21 protein-coding genes are annotated in these 19,926 nt (G+C 33.3%); 13 read left to right on the top strand and 8 right to left on the bottom strand.

What is annotated here, in order from left to right:
* Positions 1-77 precede the first annotated feature (77 nt).
* The 7 genes from FC091_RS01315 to FC091_RS01285 all read left to right on the top strand — a co-directional run bounded on the left by FC091_RS01315 (position 78) and on the right by FC091_RS01285 (position 7,191).
* Positions 78-1,508 (top strand): oligosaccharide flippase family protein, encoded by a 1,431-nt coding sequence (locus FC091_RS01315; RefSeq protein WP_138432479.1) that lies wholly within the window; start codon positions 78-80, stop codon positions 1,506-1,508.
* Positions 1,505-1,939 carry a dUTP diphosphatase gene (gene dut / locus FC091_RS01310; protein ID WP_138432478.1) on the top strand — a complete coding sequence of 145 codons (435 nt, stop codon included), beginning with the start codon at positions 1,505-1,507 and terminating at the stop codon, positions 1,937-1,939. Before FC091_RS01315 ends, dut begins: the two co-directional genes overlap by 4 nt.
* A 33-nt stretch (positions 1,940-1,972) precedes the next feature.
* On the top strand, positions 1,973-2,992 hold the full coding sequence (locus FC091_RS01305; RefSeq protein ID WP_138432477.1) for a sugar phosphate nucleotidyltransferase: 1,020 nt from the start codon (positions 1,973-1,975) through the stop codon (positions 2,990-2,992).
* Between the two features lie 91 nt (positions 2,993-3,083).
* Positions 3,084-3,515: a hypothetical protein gene (locus tag FC091_RS01300; protein WP_138432476.1), complete on the top strand. Its 432-nt coding sequence runs from the start codon at positions 3,084-3,086 to the stop codon at positions 3,513-3,515.
* 202 nt (positions 3,516-3,717) lie between these two features.
* The gene (locus FC091_RS01295; protein WP_138432475.1) at positions 3,718-5,079 is read left to right on the top strand and encodes a tetratricopeptide repeat protein; all 1,362 of its coding nucleotides are present in this window, start codon (positions 3,718-3,720) and stop codon (positions 5,077-5,079) included.
* Between the two features lie 32 nt (positions 5,080-5,111).
* The gene (locus FC091_RS01290) at positions 5,112-5,909 is read left to right on the top strand and encodes a DUF4292 domain-containing protein (protein ID WP_138432474.1); all 798 of its coding nucleotides are present in this window, start codon (positions 5,112-5,114) and stop codon (positions 5,907-5,909) included.
* Between the two features lie 61 nt (positions 5,910-5,970).
* A complete protein-coding gene (locus FC091_RS01285; protein ID WP_138432473.1) occupies positions 5,971-7,191 on the top strand; it encodes a murein hydrolase activator EnvC family protein in 1,221 nt (406 codons plus the stop codon).
* On the opposite strand, the gene FC091_RS01280 is transcribed toward FC091_RS01285, so the two are convergent.
* The 3 genes from FC091_RS01280 to FC091_RS01270 form a co-directional block, all read right to left on the bottom strand.
* The gene (locus FC091_RS01280; protein ID WP_246035778.1) at positions 7,188-7,403 is read right to left on the bottom strand and encodes a DUF6515 family protein; all 216 of its coding nucleotides are present in this window, start codon (positions 7,401-7,403) and stop codon (positions 7,188-7,190) included. The two genes, FC091_RS01285 and FC091_RS01280, sit on opposite strands and share 4 nt — an antisense overlap.
* Positions 7,404-7,544: 141 nt before the next feature.
* Positions 7,545-8,054 (bottom strand): acyl-CoA thioesterase, encoded by a 510-nt coding sequence (locus FC091_RS01275; RefSeq protein WP_138432471.1) that lies wholly within the window; start codon positions 8,052-8,054, stop codon positions 7,545-7,547.
* Positions 8,055-8,114: 60 nt separating this feature from the next.
* Positions 8,115-9,053: an HU domain-containing protein gene (locus FC091_RS01270; protein ID WP_138432470.1), complete on the bottom strand. Its 939-nt coding sequence runs from the start codon at positions 9,051-9,053 to the stop codon at positions 8,115-8,117.
* 107 nt (positions 9,054-9,160) lie between these two features.
* On the opposite strand from FC091_RS01270, the gene dprA reads away from it, so the two are divergent.
* Positions 9,161-10,264, top strand: coding sequence for a DNA-processing protein DprA (gene dprA, locus FC091_RS01265; RefSeq protein ID WP_138432469.1), 1,104 nt, complete (start codon positions 9,161-9,163; stop codon positions 10,262-10,264).
* On the opposite strand, the gene trpS is transcribed toward dprA, so the two are convergent.
* Positions 10,261-11,229 (bottom strand): tryptophan--tRNA ligase, encoded by a 969-nt coding sequence (trpS, locus tag FC091_RS01260; protein ID WP_138432468.1) that lies wholly within the window; start codon positions 11,227-11,229, stop codon positions 10,261-10,263. The genes dprA and trpS overlap by 4 nt on opposite strands.
* A 180-nt stretch (positions 11,230-11,409) precedes the next feature.
* Between trpS and FC091_RS01255 the strand changes: the two genes are divergently transcribed.
* A complete protein-coding gene (locus FC091_RS01255) occupies positions 11,410-12,156 on the top strand; it encodes a lysophospholipid acyltransferase family protein (protein WP_138432467.1) in 747 nt (248 codons plus the stop codon).
* Between the two features lie 94 nt (positions 12,157-12,250).
* On the opposite strand, the gene FC091_RS01250 is transcribed toward FC091_RS01255, so the two are convergent.
* The 4 genes from FC091_RS01250 to recA form a co-directional block, all read right to left on the bottom strand.
* Complete coding sequence (locus FC091_RS01250; RefSeq protein WP_138432466.1) at positions 12,251-13,810, bottom strand: hypothetical protein; 1,560 nt, start codon at positions 13,808-13,810, stop codon at positions 12,251-12,253.
* A gap of 1 nt (position 13,811) precedes the next feature.
* A complete protein-coding gene (locus FC091_RS01245; protein WP_138432465.1) occupies positions 13,812-14,357 on the bottom strand; it encodes an RNA polymerase sigma factor in 546 nt (181 codons plus the stop codon).
* Positions 14,358-14,381: 24 nt separating this feature from the next.
* Positions 14,382-14,822, bottom strand: coding sequence for a hypothetical protein (locus tag FC091_RS01240; protein WP_138432464.1), 441 nt, complete (start codon positions 14,820-14,822; stop codon positions 14,382-14,384).
* A gap of 100 nt (positions 14,823-14,922) precedes the next feature.
* Complete coding sequence (recA, locus tag FC091_RS01235; protein WP_138432463.1) at positions 14,923-15,927, bottom strand: recombinase RecA; 1,005 nt, start codon at positions 15,925-15,927, stop codon at positions 14,923-14,925.
* A 403-nt stretch (positions 15,928-16,330) separates the two neighbouring features.
* On the opposite strand from recA, the gene trhO reads away from it, so the two are divergent.
* From trhO to FC091_RS01215, 4 genes are read left to right on the top strand one after another with little or no spacing between them, the layout of a single operon-like run.
* On the top strand, positions 16,331-17,404 hold the full coding sequence (trhO, locus tag FC091_RS01230) for an oxygen-dependent tRNA uridine(34) hydroxylase TrhO (RefSeq protein WP_138432462.1): 1,074 nt from the start codon (positions 16,331-16,333) through the stop codon (positions 17,402-17,404).
* Entirely contained in the window at positions 17,405-18,409 is a 1,005-nt protein-coding gene (locus FC091_RS01225; RefSeq protein ID WP_138432461.1) for a radical SAM protein, read from the top strand.
* Between the two features lie 17 nt (positions 18,410-18,426).
* On the top strand, positions 18,427-19,671 hold the full coding sequence (locus tag FC091_RS01220) for a peptidase U32 family protein (protein ID WP_138432460.1): 1,245 nt from the start codon (positions 18,427-18,429) through the stop codon (positions 19,669-19,671).
* A complete protein-coding gene (locus tag FC091_RS01215; protein ID WP_138432459.1) occupies positions 19,671-19,901 on the top strand; it encodes a ferredoxin in 231 nt (76 codons plus the stop codon). The genes FC091_RS01220 and FC091_RS01215 overlap by 1 nt, the downstream gene beginning before the upstream one ends.
* Positions 19,902-19,926 lie beyond the last annotated feature (25 nt).

Here is a 19,926-nt window from a genome sequence, read left to right as displayed (position 1 = left end):
TAGTGAGGCTTTTTTATTTAAGTATCCAAAGACCCATTTATATTTAATATTTTTGAAGCGATTTCATTATTAAGCAATTGAGCGTACTCAAATCCTTTTTTAAAGACACCATAATTTACGGTTTAGCAACGGTGTTGCCTAGGCTCATGAATTTTGTACTTGTACCGCTACACACAGACACATTAGATACTGCCAGCTATTCTGACAACACCTATTTTTATGTGTACGCTGCATTTTTTAATGTATTGCTTACATATGGTATGGAAACGGCATTCTTTAGGTTTTTCAGCAAACAGAAGGACCAAAACAAAGTATATTCTACTACTTTAATAAGTCTGTTGGTTTCTACATTGTTTGTGTTTGTCGTTGTGATGATTTTTAGTCAAACCTTGGCAGAATTTGTAAATCTGCGCTTAGACTATTTTAACTATCTAATAGGGGTATTGGTTTTAGATACCTTAGTGGTAGCACCATTTGCCTATTTAAGAGCAACAGGAAAACCAATTAAATTCACATTTATTAAGCTAAGTAATATCTTTACGTATGTAGTTCTTAACTTCTTTTTTCTTTGGGGAATTCCAAAGTTCAATATTGAGTTTTCAGGATACGATAAAACAGATTTAGTAAAATATATTTTCATTGCAAACCTTGCTGCAAGTGCTGTTACAATAGTATTGTTGTTACCTTATTTTTTGAAAACGAAATGGGTTTTTGACAAAGCGATATTCAAAAAAATGCTTAATTATGGCTTACCGATTATGATTGCAGGCCTTGCTTATGTCATTAACGAGAATTTTGATAAATGGTTAATTCCAGATGTGTTGGGTAAAGACATTAACGGTGCTTATGCTGGCTGTTATAAGCTAGCCGTGTTTATGACCATTTTTATTCAAGCCTTTAGGCTAGGAGCAGAGCCTTTCTTCTTTAATCATGCAAAAGAGAAAAATGCCAAAAACATCTATGCTCTAATCATGAAATACTTCGTTATTTGTGGCGCATTAATGCTGTTATTCATCGTTGGATTTATAGATGTTTTTAAAGCGTTGATTGTGCGAGACGAAGCATATTGGGTTGCTTTAGAAATTGTACCAATTGTATTACTTGCTAATTTGTTTTTAGGCATCTATTTTAATCTGGCAATTTGGTATAAGCTCACTGACAAAACACGTTTTGGAATGTATTTTTCAATTGTAGGAGCTGTTATTACCATTGTGCTTAACGTTATTTTATTACCAAAACATGGTTTTATAGCAGCAGCCTGGACTACGCTTGTAGCCTATGCAATAATGATGATGATGTCTTATGTATTAGGGCAAAAACACTATAAAGTACCTTATCAAATTTCAAGAATTTTAGGTTATATAGGATTTTCAATAGCGCTATCTTATGTGTCTTATAAATATCTAAGAGGCAACTATTTTTTCAACGTTGCTTTAATGCTTATTTTTATTGCAGGTATTGCTTTATTAGAAAGAGAAGAACTTAAACAATTACTAAAAAGAAGATGACAATTAAAATCATAAATAAATCCATTCACGATTTACCGCATTACGAAACTATAGCCTCCGCAGGTATGGACTTAAGAGCCAACCTCACTGAAGATAGAATTCTTAAACCACTTGAACGGACAATAGTAGGCACAGGCTTATTTATAGAATTGCCAATTGGTTATGAAGCTCAAGTAAGACCAAGAAGCGGTTTAGCAGCAAAAAAAGGAATCACAGTACTCAATGCACCAGGAACAGTAGATGCAGATTATAGAGGTGAAATAGGAGTGATTTTAGTAAATCTTTCTAATGAAGAATTTACCATCCAAAACGGAGAGCGAATAGCACAATTAGTAATTGCAAAGCACGAACGTGCAGAATGGATAGAAGTCGAAGAACTTTCTGAAACCGATAGAGGAGAAGGTGGTTTCGGAAGTACTGGCACCAAATAAACGACTAAACAAATCAACGAATAAACTCATAAAATGAAAATAATAGTACCAATGGCAGGTCGAGGTTCACGTCTTAGACCACATAGTTTAACAGTTCCAAAACCATTAATTCCGGTAGCAGGTCAACCCATCGTGCATCGTTTGGTAAAAGATATAGCAAAAGTATTAAAACAACCTATAGAAGAAGTCGCTTTTGTTCTTGGTGACCCAGCATTTTTTGGAGATGATGTTGTTGAGAGTTTAACGGAGTTGGCTGAAGATTTAGGGGCAAAAGCATCTATCTACAGACAAGATCAACCGTTAGGAACAGGTCACGCTATTATGAGTGCTAAACCATCACTTTCTGGTCCTGCGGTTATTGCTTATGCAGATACCTTGATTAGAGCAGAGTTTGATTTAGACCCAAGTGCAGACAGTGTGATTTGGACTAAACAAGTGGATAATCCTGAAGCTTATGGTGTGGTAAAGTTGAACGACAAACAAGAGATTGTTGAGCTTGTAGAAAAACCAGAAACCTTTGTAAGTGATCAGGCTGTAATCGGAATCTATTACTTTAAAGATGTCGCAGTTTTAAAAGCGAAACTTCAAGAGGTTTTAGATGAAAACGTTATGAATGGTGGCGAATACCAAATTAACGATGGTATAAAGCGCATGATGGCAGATGGTAAAATCTTCAAAACAGGTACAGTTGATGAGTGGATGGATTGTGGCAACAAAAACGTAACGCTAGAAACCAATACCAAGATGCTAGGTTTCTTAAAAGCAGATGGCGAAGAGCAATTAGTTGACGATTCTGTCGTTTTAGAGAATTCAAAAGTGATTGAACCTTGTTTCATCGCCAAAGGAACAGTTTTAAAGAACGCTACGGTTGGCCCTAACGTTTCTATAGGTAAAGATTGCATTATCGAAAATTCAACCGTTAAAAATAGCTTAATACAGAATCAGACGACTATTAAAAATGCTAATTTAGACGAAGCTATGATTGGTAACCACGTAAAGTATAATGGAGAGTTTACCAAAATTAGTATTGGAGATTACACTGTGTTGGAATAGTCTTCCCGTGTAGGTCACTGAGCGAAGTCGAAGTGATGCAGGAGTCTATATATCACTAGTTGTAGCATATTTATGAAAAACTGTACTATAAATGAAAAAATTCATTCTGATTTTTATTCTGATTACATTATTTAGCTGTGAGGAATTAGTCGAGCAAACCTATAAGTTTAATGTACGTAACGAATCAGATTCTGAATTATATTTTACTATCGACTATAAATATCCTGACACTACATTGAGTACTGAAAATACTACAAACAAAATCTTACCTATGTCTACTTTTAGATTAGGTGGATTTCGAACACAAGATAAAATTTTTGATGAAGCATTAAATGATACTTTATCCTTTTTCTTTTTAACTAAAGAAACTATAGAAAATAATGAGTGGAATGAAATAAGGAGTAATTACCTAATTCTTAAACGTTTTGACGTGAGCTATGATGATTTTCAATCAATAAACTTTGAAATTGTTTATCCACCAACATTTGAAATGGAAAATATGAGAATGTATCCAGCTGAATAAAAAAATGTGCAACAACAATTTGTATAGCTAATTACGGCTAAATTCCTAATCGGAATTAATTGCAATTAGCTATCTTTCGGTTACGGCGAAAAAACATAGCCGATTTTGAGCAAAAAACCTTATTCAAACAAGTTTGGAACAACTTTTGAAATCAAGCAGTTGTCAGGCTGAGCTTGTCGAAGCCAAATCGTAGAATCTAAATATGAAATTAAAACAACACATAACAAAACTTCTACTAGTACTATTTTTAGTACCAAGCTTTGCTATGGCTCAAGTTGATTTTAATAAACGACCAGATGACGATTTAGGCAATGTTGAAGACGAATTTCAAGAGTATTTTTTTGAAGCCTTAAAACAAAAGGGCATCGAGAATTATGAGAGAGCTGTTGAAGCACTTCATAAATGCCTTAATCTAGATTCTAAAAAGCCTGTCATTTATTTTGAGCTTGGTAAAAACTACAACAAACTCAAAAACTTTGGCGCTGCTGAAGACAACCTTAAAAAGGCTATTAGTATGCAACCAGACAACGCGTGGTTTTTAGATGAGTTGTACGACGTGTATTTTCAGCAAGATGATATAGATAATGCTATTAAAACTATAAAGCAATTGGTAAAATATCATCCAGATTACAAAGAAGATTTAGCAACATTGTACATACGAGAAAAACGTTATAAGCAAGCACTTAATCTTTTAGATGAATTAGATGAAGAATTAGGTGTTAGCGAAGCCAGAGATGCAATGCGTAACGAGATTTATAGCATTACAGGCAATGCAGACGACCGAATTGAAAATCTGGAGCAACGCGTAGCCAACAATCCAAACAATGAGGAAAACCACCTTAAACTCATTTACAGATACAGTCAATCTGGTGATAGAAAGAAGGCCTACAAGGCTGCACAGAATCTCTTAAATATAAAGCCAGATTCAAAGTTTGTGCATTTGGCATTGTATAAATTCTATTTACAAGACGGTAAAGTAGAAGATGCTATAAACTCTGTAAAAATAGCTCTAACCAGTCCAGAAATTAATGCAGATGCTAAGGCAAAAGTTCTGAAGGATTTTGTTGGTTTTGTAGCTAATAACCCAGAATATGAGTCAGATTTAGTCGAGATTACAGCCTTGATAGATGATAATAAAGATGCGCAAACACACAGTGACTTAGGGCAGTATTATTTAAAGTCAGGCGATAAGGCAAAAGCATTAGAAAACTTTAAAGAAGCGCTTAAACAAGACCCAAATGATTTTAAGCTCATAAAAGATGTGTTGTTGTTACAAATAGATCTTCAAGATTATAATGCAGTGATTAAGGGTAGCAAAGAAGCATTGGATTTGTATCCTGCACAACCTATTTTATATTTAGTAAATGCAGTAGCAAACAATAAACAAGGCAATTTTAAAAACGCAATAGACAACTTAGAAATAGGATTAGATTATTTAATTGAAAACCCTAAAATGGAGTCCGATTTTTATACAGAATTAAGCATAGCTCACAAAGGCCTTAATAATATAAGTAAGTCTGAAGCGTTTGCTAAAAAAGCAAGAGACATAAAAGCACAACAATAAAATTTCCACGAAAGTGGGAATCTCATTAGAGAATGAAAAAACTAAACGACAAAATACATCATACATTCAAAATCGTATTTGCCTTAGCAATGCTGTTATTTGTTACAAACTGTAAATCCACCAAAAGCATTGTGGCTTCAGGTGAAGCAAGTGATAAGCTTTCGGCTAAGCAAGTGATAAAACAGCATCTAAAAAGCGATGCAGATTTTAAGACACTCCAAGGCAAGGTAAAAATTGATATTACTCAAAACCAAAAAGAGAATGGTTCAACGTTTAACCTTAGAATAGAAAAAGATAAAGTGATATGGTTAAGCGCTAAGCTTGGTTTAGCACGTATGATGATTACACCAGAAAAAGTTAGATTTTACAACAAACTTGATAACGAATACTTTGATGGAGATTATAAATTGTTGAGTGATTTTGTAGGAGTGGATTTAGATTTCAACAAAGTGCAGAATATATTATTAGGTCAGGCTATATTTGATTTAAAGGAAGAACCACACAAGGTCTCTGTAAACGAAAACTCATATGCGTTGCAACCCAAAGATCAAAGTGCACTATTGGAGTTATTTTATTTAATTAATCCATCACATTTTAAAATGGATAGTTTACAATTGTTTCAGCAATTAAAAAAACGCATTCTTCAGGTTGATTATACTACATATCAAGAGGTGAAAAACCAAATTTTACCAAAAGATATTAGAATTATTGCTGTCGAAGATTCTGATGAAGTTGCCATTACAATGGAATTTAAATCGTTAACATTGAATGAAGATGTTAGATTTCCTTTTAAAATACCAGCAGGATATAAAGAAATAGTTATTAAGTAAATTAAATGTCATTTCGACAGAGTGAAGCATGAACGACGAGAAATCTCTTAATTTTAAAAAAATGAAAACTTTCATTTGTTTTGCATTTGTATTAGTGATGTTATTTTCGTCTAGCATATTAATTGCACAAAGTGATAAACAGCAAAAGCTTGAAGCGCAACGTCAGCAAATACTAAAAGAGATAAAACAGTTTAAGGCGTTTTATGCTGGTAAAAAGAAAGAAGAGAAATCTGAAATTTCATTAATAGAGGACCTTAACTATAAGGTACAACGCAGACAAAATCTTATAAGAATCACTAACGAACAGGCTAACTTACTTACGAGAGAGATAAATACCAATCAGCAAGAAATAACAAGCCTTAGAGCACAATTACAGGAGTTAAAAGATGATTATGCAGCAATGATTGTAAAGTCTTACAAAAGTAAGTCAGAGCAGAGTAAAGTGATGTTTTTATTGTCTTCAAATAATTTTAAACAAGCTTACAAACGCTTGCAGTACATTAGACAATATGCCAATTATCAAAAAGAACAAGGTGAACTGATAAAAAAGAAAACAAAAGAGTTACAAGACCTAAACTTAGAATTATCTAAGCAAAAAGCCGATAAAGACAAATTAATTCAGGAAAATAGAATTGCTAAACGAGAACTTGAAAAAGAATTAGAAGAGCGCGAAAAGTTAATGGCAATTATAAAGGCAGACATGACAAAGTTTGCCTCTCAAATAAAACAAAAACAGCAAGAGGCAGACCGATTAGATAAAGAAATAAATCGATTGATTCGCGAAGCTATTGCCGCATCAAATAAAAAAGCTGGAAAGAAAACCTCAACAGGAAAGTTTATTTTAACACCAGCAGACAAAATTGTAGGTGAAAGCTTTGAAGCTAATAAAGGAAGGTTAGGTTGGCCAGTTGAAAGAGGTGTGATTAAGGCAAAATATGGTAAGGGAAGATCGTTAACAGACAGTTCAGTTGAGGTCAATAACCCAGGAATTAAGATAGAAACAACGACGAATGCAACTGTTAAAGCAGTTTTTAATGGTGAAGTTTCTGAAATACTTGTCATTAAAAGAGGAAATCCAGCAATAATGATAAGACATGGTAATTATCTAACTATTTACACCAATCTTTCAAAAATCTACGTAAAGAAAGGTGATAAAATTAAAACAGGACAAGCTATTGGTGAGGCATTTACAAATAAAACCTCTGGTGAAACACTTTTAGGATTTAGAATTTATAAGAATAACCAAAAACTAAATCCAGAGTATTGGTTGGCTAAAAATTAAATTTTAACAACAACATATCCATTTCTGGTTTTTCTGTAGTGTTTTCCGTTAAAGAAGTAATAGCGTTTTCCTTTTACTCTAACCACTTTATATTGTCTTGGTAATTTCTTAACTACAGTTACTGACGCTGGTTGTGCTACAACTACACGTCTTGCGCAAGAGTTAAGATTTAAAGCAAATACTAAAATTAAGGTGTAAACTAAATATTTCATCATTAATACATTTGGTTAATGATAAGACTATTGGTTTTAGAAAAGGTTTAATTGAATTAAAACGAAGATGCTGAAATAAATTCAGCATAGCAATTTTTCGTTTCAAAAAAATTTGTCATTCTGAACTTGATTCAGAATCTACTACTCAAAAAGTGCCTTTAATTCAGTAGCATCAGCCGGTTTCATTTTGCCAGCCAAAACAAGACTTAATTGTTTTCGTCTTAGGGCAGCATCATAACGCTCTTTTTCTAGTTCAGTTTCTGGGATAAGCTCAGGGATTTTTACAGGTCTACCTGTTTCATCAACAGCAACAAATGTGTAAATGGCTTCATTGGCTTTAACACATTCTCCAGATTCACGATCTTCTATCCAAACATCCATATAGACCTCCATTGAAGAGGTAAAGGCTCGAGATACTTTTGCCTCAATAGTAACGACACTACCTAGTGGTACAGATCTATTAAATGCAACGTGATTTACCGATGCGGTTACGACAATTCGTCTAGAATGGCGTCTTGCTGCAATACTAGCAGCTCTATCCATTCGTGCTAATAATTCACCGCCAAAGAGATTATTTATAGGATTGGTCTCGCTAGGTAGGACAAGGTCGGTTACAACAGTTTTAGACTGAAATGCGGTTCTTGGTTGCATAAATTTTTAAAATTTGTGCAAAGATATGCTGATTTAAGTAAATAAAAGGATAAGAAAAGGTTAATCTAATTTCTTAATCAGTAACCATGCATCTTTGTTATGCTCGCGACGGATTTTATAGAGTGCTCTTTGGGCCTCAAGTCTAGTCTCAAAACTAGCATAAACTACTTCGTGAAGACCATAACGATTTTTACCTATTTTTCTGGCTTTATAACCGTTTTCTCTGAGTTGATTTACCTTTTTATCAGAATTTGATTCAACTCTAAATGCACCTGCAACAATATGGTAATTGCCAGTTTGCTTTTCTAGAGATAGTGTAGCAGCAGGCAACGGATTACTAATAACAAAAGTGGCTTCTTGTACTTTAGCATCTAGTTGAGCATTAGCTTCTTCTTGGGCTAACTGATTATGATTTTCAATGGTATTGTTGTAATACTTAAAAGCACCAAAACCGCTTAATCCTAAAACTATAACAGCTGCAGCAGCATATTTTAACCAGTTATTGTTAGAGTGCTTTTCTGGTGTAAATACAATAGGGGCAGTTTCTTCAATAGCCTCAACCTCTTCTTTGTATACTTCACGTTTTATATCAGGAGATGTAAAGTGAGATAAACCAAAAGAATCTGTTAAGTAATTGATATGGCTAGAAGGATTAAATACTATTTTACCTTCAGTGTTTAAAACAAGCTCTCCAATGTTTTCAAATTGAATAGTTTCCCCTTCAATAAGGTAAGATTTTATGGCTTTTACTTGCTTAGAAATCTTGTCATTAGCAGTAGCATAAGGTACTTTTTCTACTTCAGCAATGTAATTAGCTAGTAATCCATCATTATTTTGTAATTGTTCGTTAAACGACAATACCTTCTTTGGTGGATAAAATGTATGTGTAGAGTTATGTATTCTTGCCGAAACACGATTAGTTAAAAAAGCACCTAGTTGAGGCACTGTAATACAATCGTATCGGTATAAAAGATCACTGATGTAAGTTTCTAGCTGCATAGTAAAACAAAGTTAAAAATTTTTAAAAGTGAAAAAAGTTTGAGCAGGTTTAGTTATTAACATCAGAAAAATTTAGTTTCTTGTAGGTTTGAAAACCAATATTTTAAATGACAGAACAAGATTTAATTTATGCTTTAGCGCTACAACATGTACCAAAAATAGGGGCAACAACAGCTAAAAAATTAATTAATCATTGTGGTTCTGCAGAAGCTGTACTAAAAGAGAAAAAATCGAATCTTCTTAAAATTGATGGTATAGGTACAATTACAATTGAAGGACTTTTTGATGCTATTCATTTTGAAGAAGCTGAAAATGAGTTACGCTTTATTAAAGACAACAACATCAAAGCCCATTATTTTACCGAAGACACTTATCCTGAAAGACTAAAACATTGTATTGATGGACCAATAGTGTTGTTTCAATCTGGTAACATTAATTTAAACCAAAAACACATAATCAGTATTGTTGGAGCTCGTAAAATAACTACTAATGGTATTGTCTTTTGCGAAAAATTAGTCGAAGCCTTAGTGCCCTACAATCCAGTAATTGTTTCAGGGTTTGCTTACGGAACTGATATAACAGCTCAAAAAGCTGCCATAAAACACAGATTGCAAACCATTGGTTGTTTGGCACACGGATTAAATCAAATTTATCCTAAGGTTCATAAAAAATATGTTGCTGAGGTAGAAAATAATGGAGGATTTTACACCGATTTTTGGAGTACAGACGCATTTGATAGAAAAAATTTTCTTAAACGAAATCGTATTATAGCCGGATTGAGTGAAGCTACCATTGTAATTGAATCGGCCGAAAAAGGTGGTAGTCTAGTTACAGCAGATATCGCTAATTCTTATGACAGAGAGGTTTTTGCCGTACCTGGAAGAATAACAGACAGCCAGAGCATAGGTTGTAATAATCTTATAAAATTTCAGAAAGCACATTTATTATCTAATCCACTAGATGTTCCCTACATATTGAATTGGCAATTAGAAGACGAGAAAAAACCTGCTGTGCAAAAGCAACTTTTTGTTGAGTTAAATGATGACGAAAAAGTAATATATAACTATCTAAAAGAAAACGGTAAAGAGATCCTCGATGTTATTGCCTTAGGGTGTAACATTCCTACTTATAAATTAGCAGGAATATTACTCAATATGGAATTAAAAGGTGTGATAAGGCCTTTACCTGGAAAGCAGTTTGAGATTATTTAATATCCAGCCTTTTCTCTTACGCGTTGAAGTACATCATCAGCAACTAATTTGGCTTTAGCAGCACCTTTAGCCAATATAGCATCGAGTTCGTTTAGATTACTAATATAGTAATTGTAACGCTCTCTTGGTTCAGCAAAACGTTCTAAAATAAGCTCATAGAGTGCTTGTTTGGCATGACCATAACCATAATTACCACCTTCATAATTAGCTTTCATTTCTTCAATTTGCACTTCAGAAGCTAATAGGCTATAGATAGCAAAGCAGTTACATGTTTTCCAGTCTTTAGGCTCTTCTAGAGGTGTACTGTCGGTTTGTATAGACATTACTTTTTTGCGTAGTTGTTTTTCTGGTAAAAAGATATTGATAAAGTTATCTCTACTCTTACTCATTTTTTCACCATCTGTACCAGGAATAAGCATTGTACTTTCTTGAAGTTTTTCTTCTGGTAAAACAAATACCTCACCCATTTTAGCATGAAAACGAGAAGCAACATCTCTTGTAAATTCTATGTGTTGAACTTGGTCTTTACCAACAGGAATAATTTCTGCGTCATACAACAAAATATCTGCAGCCATAAGCATTGGATACATAAACAGACCAGAATTAACATCGTCTAATCGATCTGCTTTGTCCTTAAAGCCATGTGCTAGTTTCATTCGTTGATAAGGAAAAAAACAATTGAGATACCAGGCCAACTCAGTTACTTGTGGGATATCACTTTGTCTATAAAACACTGATTTTTCTACATCTAATCCTAATGCCAACCATGTAGCAGCTACAGAGTAAGTATTATGTCTTAATTCTTCTGCATTTTTAATCTGTGTTAAGGTATGTAGGTTAGCGATAAATAAATACGATTCATTGTCGCTTTTTGCTGATAATTCTATAGCAGGTAAAATTGCGCCTAAAATATTTCCTAAATGTGGTGTTCCTGTACTTTGTATGCCTGTTAATATTCTTGCCATAACAATGCCTGCGAAAGCAGGTATCTTATTAAAATTAAACTCTATTGAAAACTCGTCAATTCAAAAGAAAAAGCTCAAAGTATTATGAGATTTCTCGACTAAGCTCGAAATGACAGCGTAAAATAATTTAAGCTACAAAGATAATTTTTTTAACAAAACTATTTCGCTAGTTTTGGTGCCATGGCAATAGTTAAATATCCGTTTTGGGTTTTGTACCGCATTTGGTTCTATGTTTTAGTAGCGTTACCAATTATCGTACTATTTCCTATTCTTTTAATTTCAATATCTAGAGAGAAATGGTATCCACTCTTCTTTAAATTAGCACGTTTTTGGGCTAAATTTATTCTTGTTGGTATGGGGTTTAACTACAAGGTTATAAAAGAAGAAGTTCCTAACCCAAAGAAAAGCTATATGTTTATTGCCAACCATACATCAATGACCGATACTATGTTAATGTTGGTCGCCGTGAAAAACCCTTTTGTGTTTGTAGGAAAAAAGGAATTGGCTAACATTCCATTATTTGGTTTTTTTTATAAGCGCACCTGTATTTTGGTAGATAGGAGTAGTGCTAAAAGTAGACAAGCGGTTTTCTTAAGGGCTCAAAGAAGATTGAAACAAGGCTTGAGTATCTGTATCTTTCCCGAAGGCGGAGTGCCAGAAGAACACATTGTATTAGACGATTTTAAGGATGGCGCATTCCGCTTAGCAATAAACCATAAGATTCCTGTAGTGCCGATAACGTTTTATGATAACAAAAAACGATTTTCTTACACATTTTTTAGTGGAGGTCCTGGGCGAATGAGAGCTAAAATTCATCAGTTTCTTCAAACAGAACATTTAAAAATAGAAGATACAAAAGCTTTAAATCAAGAAGCAAAAGCAATTATTTTAACTGAGCTTAATAAAAATTTACCAAAAGTTGAATAAAAAAGAAAAGCCACTCTAACCAGGAGTAGCTTTTGTCATCATTGCATTCATCATTGCTTTGTTTGTTTGCAATAACCTAACCTAAAATTTAAACCTAAAACTTATAACTCAATCCTGTATATAAACCAATAAAGAATGGTCTATAGTTACCTGATGTGTTATTAAATGTGTTTATTTGATACTTGAACTGAGGTTCAAGACTAAAATTCCATTGTTTAGATAAACTATAATCAAGCCCTAAACCAAAATTGGCACTAAAACTTGTAGAGTTCATATTATTAGCTTCGCCTATTAACGTAGAGCTACCGTCTACATCTGCGTAGATTTCATTCTGATTTAAGAAGAATGTACTAAAACCACCAATAACATTGAGACCGAACTTTTTGTCTAGTAAACGATATTCTAACTCTAGAGGGACTTCAATAAATCCGAAGCGTTGATCTATATTTCCAGATGACCTTGAGTTAAAAATTTCGGGAGTGGTATTTCTATCAAACATATCGGTACTCATTAACGAAATATTTTCAAACCCAGCTCTTGGGTTAATATTACCCATAACTGATACTTCTGCATTTCTTGAGGCAGTTTCACTACCGCTTAACGCGAATACATTAGAGGTGCTTTGACTAAGATTAACTCTGTTAATACCAGCTCTAACCTTTAATTTATTAGAAATAGCATAAGAGCCAGTTATACCATAGCTCATGTTAATATCACCACGCTTAGAATTACCATTAAATTGTTGATCTATCGATGAACCTTGTCCAAGGGAACTGTAATAAACAGGCGCAACATTTGGTGCAATGCTCCACCTGTTTTGTTCATCTTCTTTTTCTTTTTCATTAATATTTTCTTCATTATTGCTATTGTCAGCAATAGCATCTAGAATAGATTCTTTTTGGTTATCCTCTTTTAATATGGAGGTGTCTTTTTCTAGCCCTTTGTTATTTTGAGTGTCTGAATCGTTTTCACTGCCATTAGGTGATGTCTTGTCTGTTACTGCTGAGTCTTTATTATCAATAGTATTCTTGATAACAGATTTTATTTCAGAATCGTTAATGATTTGCTCCTCTATTTTATTTTCAGAATGTTCATTACTTGAAGCGACTCTACTGTTATTGTCTTTGTTATTCAATTCTGTTAAACTCTTATGCGAGTTAGAAGCTGCTTTAGTTTTATTTTCAGTTGAATTTGCAACACCCTTCGACTTATTTGTTTTAGAAGAGGTTAATTCTTTTCTATTTTTTTGTTCTGTTGTGGATTTTTCATTTCCGTTAGTATTATTTGATTCATTCTCGTTAGAATCTGCAATATTTACATCTTGAGAACCATTATCCAAGCTGTTGTTGTCATCATTAGAACCTTTTAATTCAGTATCCTTTTTAGAGTTGTCTTCTGTTTTTTCAGTGTCTACAATTATAGGCAACACTTCACTATCATCAGATGAATTAAATAGAGATATACCTACAGTTAGAAGTAAAGCAATTACCGCAGCAACACCACCAATTTGCCACCACAAAGCTATAACTCTACGCTTTTTCTTTTTATTAGGTAGACTTTCGCTTATACGATTCCAAACTGCATCGTTAGGCGTTACTTCAAAGTCTTTAAACTTTTCCTGAAAAAGTCTATCTATATTTTTCTCTTCGTTCATTTTATAACGATTGCGAATTTAAACTCGCTTTATAATCTTCAATTTTTTCTTTTAAAATCATTCTGGCTCTTGCCAAATTAGATTTCGAGGTTCCTGATGAAATATTGATTAACTCACTTATTTCTACATGAGAATAACCATCTAAAACATATAAGTTAAAAACTAATCGATATCTATCAGGTAATTCTTGTATAATTTTTAATAAAAAATCTATACTAATATCTTTATCATTAATATCTACCTTAACATCTTCGATTTTTTCTTCATTAACGATATCAAAAACACCGACATTTTCTCTGTAGCGCTGTAACGATGTGTTAATTACAATACGTTTTAACCAACCTTCAAAAGAACCTTTATTTTTATACTGATCTATTTTACTAAATACAGTTATAAATGCATCGTGCAGATTGTCTTCTGCTTCAACATAGTTTTTAGAATACTTAAGACAAACCGAAAATAATTTACTTGCATATTGCTTGTATAATTGGCTTTGAGCTTTAGCATCTTGATTTATACACTTTTTAATGAGTTGTTCTAAACTCACATTTTTATTGGAATTAATTAATAATTATCTGTTTTCTATCGACTCAATTTCTCTACCATCTACAACAGGAACTTCTACTAAATGATATTGGTCTACACCATTTTGATCTTTCCCTTGATAAAATTTAAACAAATACACATTATCACCAGAGACTGTTAAATCAAATCCTACCGTTGTTAATTCGTTTTGAAGCTCACAATTGTCATTTACATAAACTGTATTTAAGATAGAAACAGTTCTTTCATGCCCTTCAATATCAAAAAGAATATTATTAAAGACATAACACGAACTTGGCTTAATGTAAGACAATAAAATCTCGTAAGTATTGCCTTGAATAAAATATTCAGGTATTTCAACACTCTCAACAGGCATGAATTCGGTACGCACTTCAGGCTCAGAATTTTCTAAGCTGCATGAAGTTAAAAACGTTAAACTTATAAAAAGTAAAAAAACACGTGTTTTCATTGTCTTTTAAAAATTAATTTCAACATGTAGATGCAAAAAGAGTAAAAGGGTTGCGTCTTAAAACAAAAAAAATCCTGTTTTAGCAGGATTTTTTTATAATTTACTGATTATCTTTAATTAAGGCTCGAACTTTTTCTTCCAATTCATCCATCAAATCAGGGTTATCTTTAATTAATGACTTAACAGCATCTCGTCCTTGTCCCAGTTTGGTATCTTCGTAACTAAACCATGAACCACTTTTCTTTACAATATCGTGGTCAACGGCCAAATCTAAAATTTCACCAACCTTAGAAACACCTTCTCCATACATAATATCGAATTCTGCAGTTCTAAAAGGTGGAGCAACTTTGTTTTTTACAACTTTAACTCTTGTTTTATTACCCATTACATCACCATTACTATCCTTTATCTGAGTAGAACGTCTAATGTCTAACCGTACTGAAGCGTAGAACTTTAGGGCATTACCACCAGTAGTTGTTTCTGGGTTACCAAACATTACACCAATTTTTTCTCGCAATTGGTTAATAAATATCATGGTACAGTTTGTTTTACTAATAGAAGCTGTTAGCTTTCTTAGGGCTTGAGACATTAAACGTGCGTGTAAGCCCATTTTAGAATCTCCCATTTCTCCTTCTATTTCACTTTTAGGAGTTAATGCAGCTACAGAATCCACAACAACGATGTCAATAGCTCCGGAACGTACAAGATTATCTGCAATTTCTAAAGCCTGCTCGCCATTATCTGGTTGTGAAATGATTAAGTTTTCTAAATCTACACCAAGCTTTTCAGCATAAAAACGGTCAAAGGCATGCTCTGCATCAATAAAAGCAGCTATTCCACCAGCTTTTTGTGCTTCTGCGATAGCATGTAATGTCAGCGTTGTTTTACCAGAAGATTCAGGACCATATATTTCAATAACTCTTCCTCTTGGGTAACCACCAACACCCAAAGCAATATCTAAGCCTAAAGAACCTGAAGATATAGCATCTACATCTACAATAGCTTGATCACTCATTTTCATTACGGTTCCTTTTCCGTAGGCTTTATCTAACTTATCTAAGGTTAATTTTAGCGCTTTTAACTTTGCATCTTTTTCACTACTCATTTCTTTCTATGTTCTAAATTATATTGTTATCAAAAATACCACTTATTTTATTTTTTTAAAGATTTGACGCAACCATTTTACACTTTTTACATCTACTAATTGAAAAAGGAAATAATTGCTATGAATATCTTAAGTTAAAAGTTAGGGATAGGCTGAATAGTTCTTTAATTTTCTATAATAAGGTATAGGTAATGAGGCTACTGGTTTTGCCAGTAGCTGAGTGCCTAAGATAGATTTACTTTTTCAGAAAAGTTTTAAGTTAGTGGTTAGTTAAAAAGCATCTTGATAAATTCAAGGTGCTTTTTTATGCTAGTTGTCTAAAAATAATACCTTTGTGCCCAGATACATCATAGATTTAGCGACGATGTACTTTATAATTCTTTAACCTTAAAATTAGTATAGCATGCAACTGTACAATAACTTAAGTGCTAAAGAAAGAGCAGACCTTATCGAAAAAGCAGGAGAAGAACGCTTAACGATCTCTTTCTACAAGTACGCCAAAATTGGCAATACACAGATATTTAGAAACCACATGTTTTTGGCATGGGACGCTTTGGATGTCTTGGGTAGAATCTATGTAGCCCACGAAGGTATTAATGCCCAACTATCTGTTCCGGCAGAAAATTTTGAAGCTTTCAAAAACCATTTAGACACCATTACGTTTTTAGAAAATGTAAGGTTAAACATTGCCATAGAGCATGACAATTTTGCTTTTTTGAAATTAAAAGTAAAAGTGCGTCATAAAATTGTAGCCGACGGTCTTAACGACGATACGTTTGATGTAACTAACAAAGGTGTTCATGTAGATGCCGAACAGTTTAATGCGCTTATTGAAGATCCAGACACGGTTTTAGTGGATATGCGAAATCATTATGAGAGCGAGATAGGACATTTTAAAAATGCCATTACACCAGATGTGGACACCTTTAGAGAGTCGTTAGATCTTATAGAAGAAGATTTAAGAGAGCACAAGGAAGATAAAAAGGTAGTGATGTATTGTACGGGTGGAATTCGTTGCGAAAAAGCCAGTGCTTATTACAAACACAAGGGATTTAAAAATGTGTTTCAGCTAGAAGGAGGTATTATAAATTATACACGTCAGGTAGAATCTGAAGGTTTAGAAAACAAGTTTATAGGCAAAAACTTTGTGTTCGATCAAAGACGCTCAGAACGTATTAGTGATGATGTTATTGCTAGCTGCCACCAATGTGGAAAACCAGCAGACACACATACTAATTGTGTAAATGAAGCTTGTCATTTATTATTTATTCAATGTGATGAGTGTAAGGAAAAAATGGACAACTGTTGTTCTTCACATTGCCAGGAAATCATAAAACTGCCTTACGAAGAACAAAAAGCATTACGTAAAGGACAGGGTAACAGCAATGATATATTTAAAAAGGGTAGAGCAGATCACTTACCATACAAAAAGGATTTGCGAAACATTTTTGAAGCACAAAGTAATACCGCTAAATAAATGAATATTTATAAGCTATTACAGCTCAACAGAAAAATAAAAAGCCATAGAATTAAGTTTCTAGGGCTTTATCTGCTACATAAATTCAACAAGCGCTATTTAGCGGTGAATTTAGATCCTGTATTAGCTTGTAACTTACGCTGCAAAATGTGTTATTTCACAGATGCAGATTATGTAAAAACACTTAAAGGACAGTTTAAAGAAGACGATTTAGAACAGGTTGCAAAAACGATTTTTAATCGTGCTTTAAAACTGCAAATAGGCTGTGGTACCGAGCCAACATTATATAAAAATTTAGTAAGAATTGTAGAATTAGGAAAACAATATAAAGTACCATATATTTCTATAACTACAAACGCAAACTTACTAACTAAAGAAAACATTGAGCCGCTTTTAAAAGCAGGACTTGATGAGTTTACAATTTCGCTTCATGGAGTGACCAAAGAGAGTTATGAAAGCTTCATGAAAAAAGCCAGTTACGAAAAATTTCAGAATGCTTTAAATGCCTTTGTTGCGCTTAAAAAAACCTATGATTTTAAGGTAAGAATAAACTATACCTTTAATAAAGATAACTTTTACGAACTCAAGGATTTCTTTAAGTATTTTAATGGTGAAAGTTTTGATATTCTTCAATTAAGACCAATTCAAAAGATAGGAAATACTGAGTATAATGACTTTGATGTTTCTTCTTTAGAAGATGATTATTTAGACCTTATAAAAAATGTGAGGCAACAGTGCTCTAGTCATCATATTACTTTAATGGCACCAGATAGTTTATCTGTATTAAAAGGAGAAAACGACTCTAGTTTTGTTTTCGATTATACTTTTTGTTATATATCACCAAATAAATTTTGGAAAGAAGGTTTTAATTGGAGAGAAGAGTCTTTTAATGATTTTTCTAAGAAAATAGGATGGAGTAAATTATTGTTATCTAATGTTTTCAAAACTAAATCCAAGCTTAGATCACTATCCAATAAACTCAATTACGAGATAGAATTTAATTAAGAATAAAGCACAAAAAGATGCAAAAGATAGAACTTATGGCGCCTGCAGGAAATTTTGAATCCCTTCAGGCAGCGTTAGATAATGGAGCAGACTCTATATATTTTGGGGTAGAGCAGCTAAATATGCGTGCCAGAGCATCGATAAATTTTACATTAGACGATTTGGAAGAAATTGCTCAACGTTGTAAGGCCAAAAATGTAAGAACCTATTTAACGCTAAACACCATTATATACGATCATGATTTATCTATCGTAAAAACTTTGGTAAAACGAGCAAAAGAAGCAGATATCACGGCAGTTATAGCTATGGACCAGGCAGTCATTGCCATAGCGAGAGAGTTTGATGTGGAGGTGCATATCTCAACTCAAATAAACATCACCAATCTAGAAACTGTAAAGTTCTATGCCATGTTTGCTGACACTATGGTTTTGAGCAGAGAGTTAAGTTTACGCCAAGTAAACCACATTACAGAGCAAATAGAGAAAGAACAAATCAAAGGTCCTTCAGGTAGATTGGTAGAGATAGAAATTTTTGGTCATGGAGCACTTTGCATGGCAGTTTCTGGTAAATGTTATATGAGTTTACATGCTTATAATTCTTCTGCTAATAGAGGTGCTTGCAAGCAAAATTGTAGAAAAAAGTATACGGTTATAGATCAGGAAACAGGTATAGAAATGGAACTTGATAATGAGTATATAATGTCACCAAAAGATTTATGTACCATAGACTTTTTAGATCAAGTGGCAGATGCAGGTATTAAGGTTTTAAAAATTGAAGGAAGAGGTAGAGCGCCAGAATATGTAGCTAAAGTAATTAAATGCTATAGAGAAGCCATAGATAGTTTAGAAAATGGAACGTATTCTAAAGAACAAGTTATTTCTTGGATGCAAGATTTAGAAAAAGTATATAACAGAGGATTTTGGAGTGGTTATTACTTAGGACAGAAGTTAGGAGAGTGGAGCAAAGGTTCTGGCAGTCACGCTACCCAAAAGAAAGTTTATATAGGTAAAGGTGTGCATTATTTTCCTAAGGCTAAAATTGGAGAGTTTAAGATTGAGGCTTACGATGTTTCCCTTGGTGATACCATTTTAATTACAGGGCCTACAACAGGAGCTAAAGAATTTAAGTTGAAAGAAATGCTGGTCAATGACAAACAACAAGAAAAAGGTACTAAAGGAGATGCCATAACCATTCCATTGGATTTTAGGGTAAGACCATCGGACAAGCTCTACAAAATTGTAGAAAATAAAGTTGAGGTCTAATGGTTATTATCACCTTACAACGTAATAAATGTATTGGTTGTAATTATTGCGTAGAATTGGCTCCACAACAATTTCAGATGTCTAAAAAAGATGGAAAATCAGTGTTGTTACATGCTGAAGAAAAAAAAGGCTTTTTCACGCTAAAGTCAAAAGATTATGAGATTTTAGAGTCGTGTCAAAATGCTTCAAAAGCTTGTCCAGTAAATATTATTACGGTGAAAGATATTTAAAAAAAGTGCTTCAGTTTTATTATTG

The sequence above is a fragment of the Winogradskyella algicola genome (assembly GCF_005869935.1).
Lineage (GTDB): Bacteria > Bacteroidota > Bacteroidia > Flavobacteriales > Flavobacteriaceae > Winogradskyella > Winogradskyella algicola.
The sequence above is the reverse complement of the archived record's forward strand: the minus strand, read 5'-3'. Positions and strand labels throughout refer to the sequence as shown.

Coding starts and splice junctions, on each gene's coding strand:
- dut (WP_138432478.1), top strand. CDS start 1,505: ATGACAATTAAAATCATAAATAAATCCATTCACGATTTACCGCATTAC.
- FC091_RS01305 (WP_138432477.1), top strand. CDS start 1,973: ATGAAAATAATAGTACCAATGGCAGGTCGAGGTTCACGTCTTAGACCA.
- FC091_RS01300 (WP_138432476.1), top strand. CDS start 3,084: ATGAAAAAATTCATTCTGATTTTTATTCTGATTACATTATTTAGCTGT.
- FC091_RS01295 (WP_138432475.1), top strand. CDS start 3,718: ATGAAATTAAAACAACACATAACAAAACTTCTACTAGTACTATTTTTA.
- FC091_RS01290 (WP_138432474.1), top strand. CDS start 5,112: ATGAAAAAACTAAACGACAAAATACATCATACATTCAAAATCGTATTT.
- FC091_RS01285 (WP_138432473.1), top strand. CDS start 5,971: ATGAAAACTTTCATTTGTTTTGCATTTGTATTAGTGATGTTATTTTCG.
- FC091_RS01280 (WP_246035778.1), bottom strand. CDS start 7,403: ATGAAATATTTAGTTTACACCTTAATTTTAGTATTTGCTTTAAATCTT.
- FC091_RS01275 (WP_138432471.1), bottom strand. CDS start 8,054: ATGCAACCAAGAACCGCATTTCAGTCTAAAACTGTTGTAACCGACCTT.
- FC091_RS01270 (WP_138432470.1), bottom strand. CDS start 9,053: ATGCAGCTAGAAACTTACATCAGTGATCTTTTATACCGATACGATTGT.
- dprA (WP_138432469.1), top strand. CDS start 9,161: ATGACAGAACAAGATTTAATTTATGCTTTAGCGCTACAACATGTACCA.
- trpS (WP_138432468.1), bottom strand. CDS start 11,229: ATGGCAAGAATATTAACAGGCATACAAAGTACAGGAACACCACATTTA.
- FC091_RS01255 (WP_138432467.1), top strand. CDS start 11,410: ATGGCAATAGTTAAATATCCGTTTTGGGTTTTGTACCGCATTTGGTTC.
- FC091_RS01250 (WP_138432466.1), bottom strand. CDS start 13,810: ATGAACGAAGAGAAAAATATAGATAGACTTTTTCAGGAAAAGTTTAAA.
- FC091_RS01240 (WP_138432464.1), bottom strand. CDS start 14,822: ATGAAAACACGTGTTTTTTTACTTTTTATAAGTTTAACGTTTTTAACT.
- recA (WP_138432463.1), bottom strand. CDS start 15,927: ATGAGTAGTGAAAAAGATGCAAAGTTAAAAGCGCTAAAATTAACCTTA.
- trhO (WP_138432462.1), top strand. CDS start 16,331: ATGCAACTGTACAATAACTTAAGTGCTAAAGAAAGAGCAGACCTTATC.
- FC091_RS01225 (WP_138432461.1), top strand. CDS start 17,405: ATGAATATTTATAAGCTATTACAGCTCAACAGAAAAATAAAAAGCCAT.
- FC091_RS01220 (WP_138432460.1), top strand. CDS start 18,427: ATGCAAAAGATAGAACTTATGGCGCCTGCAGGAAATTTTGAATCCCTT.
- FC091_RS01215 (WP_138432459.1), top strand. CDS start 19,671: ATGGTTATTATCACCTTACAACGTAATAAATGTATTGGTTGTAATTAT.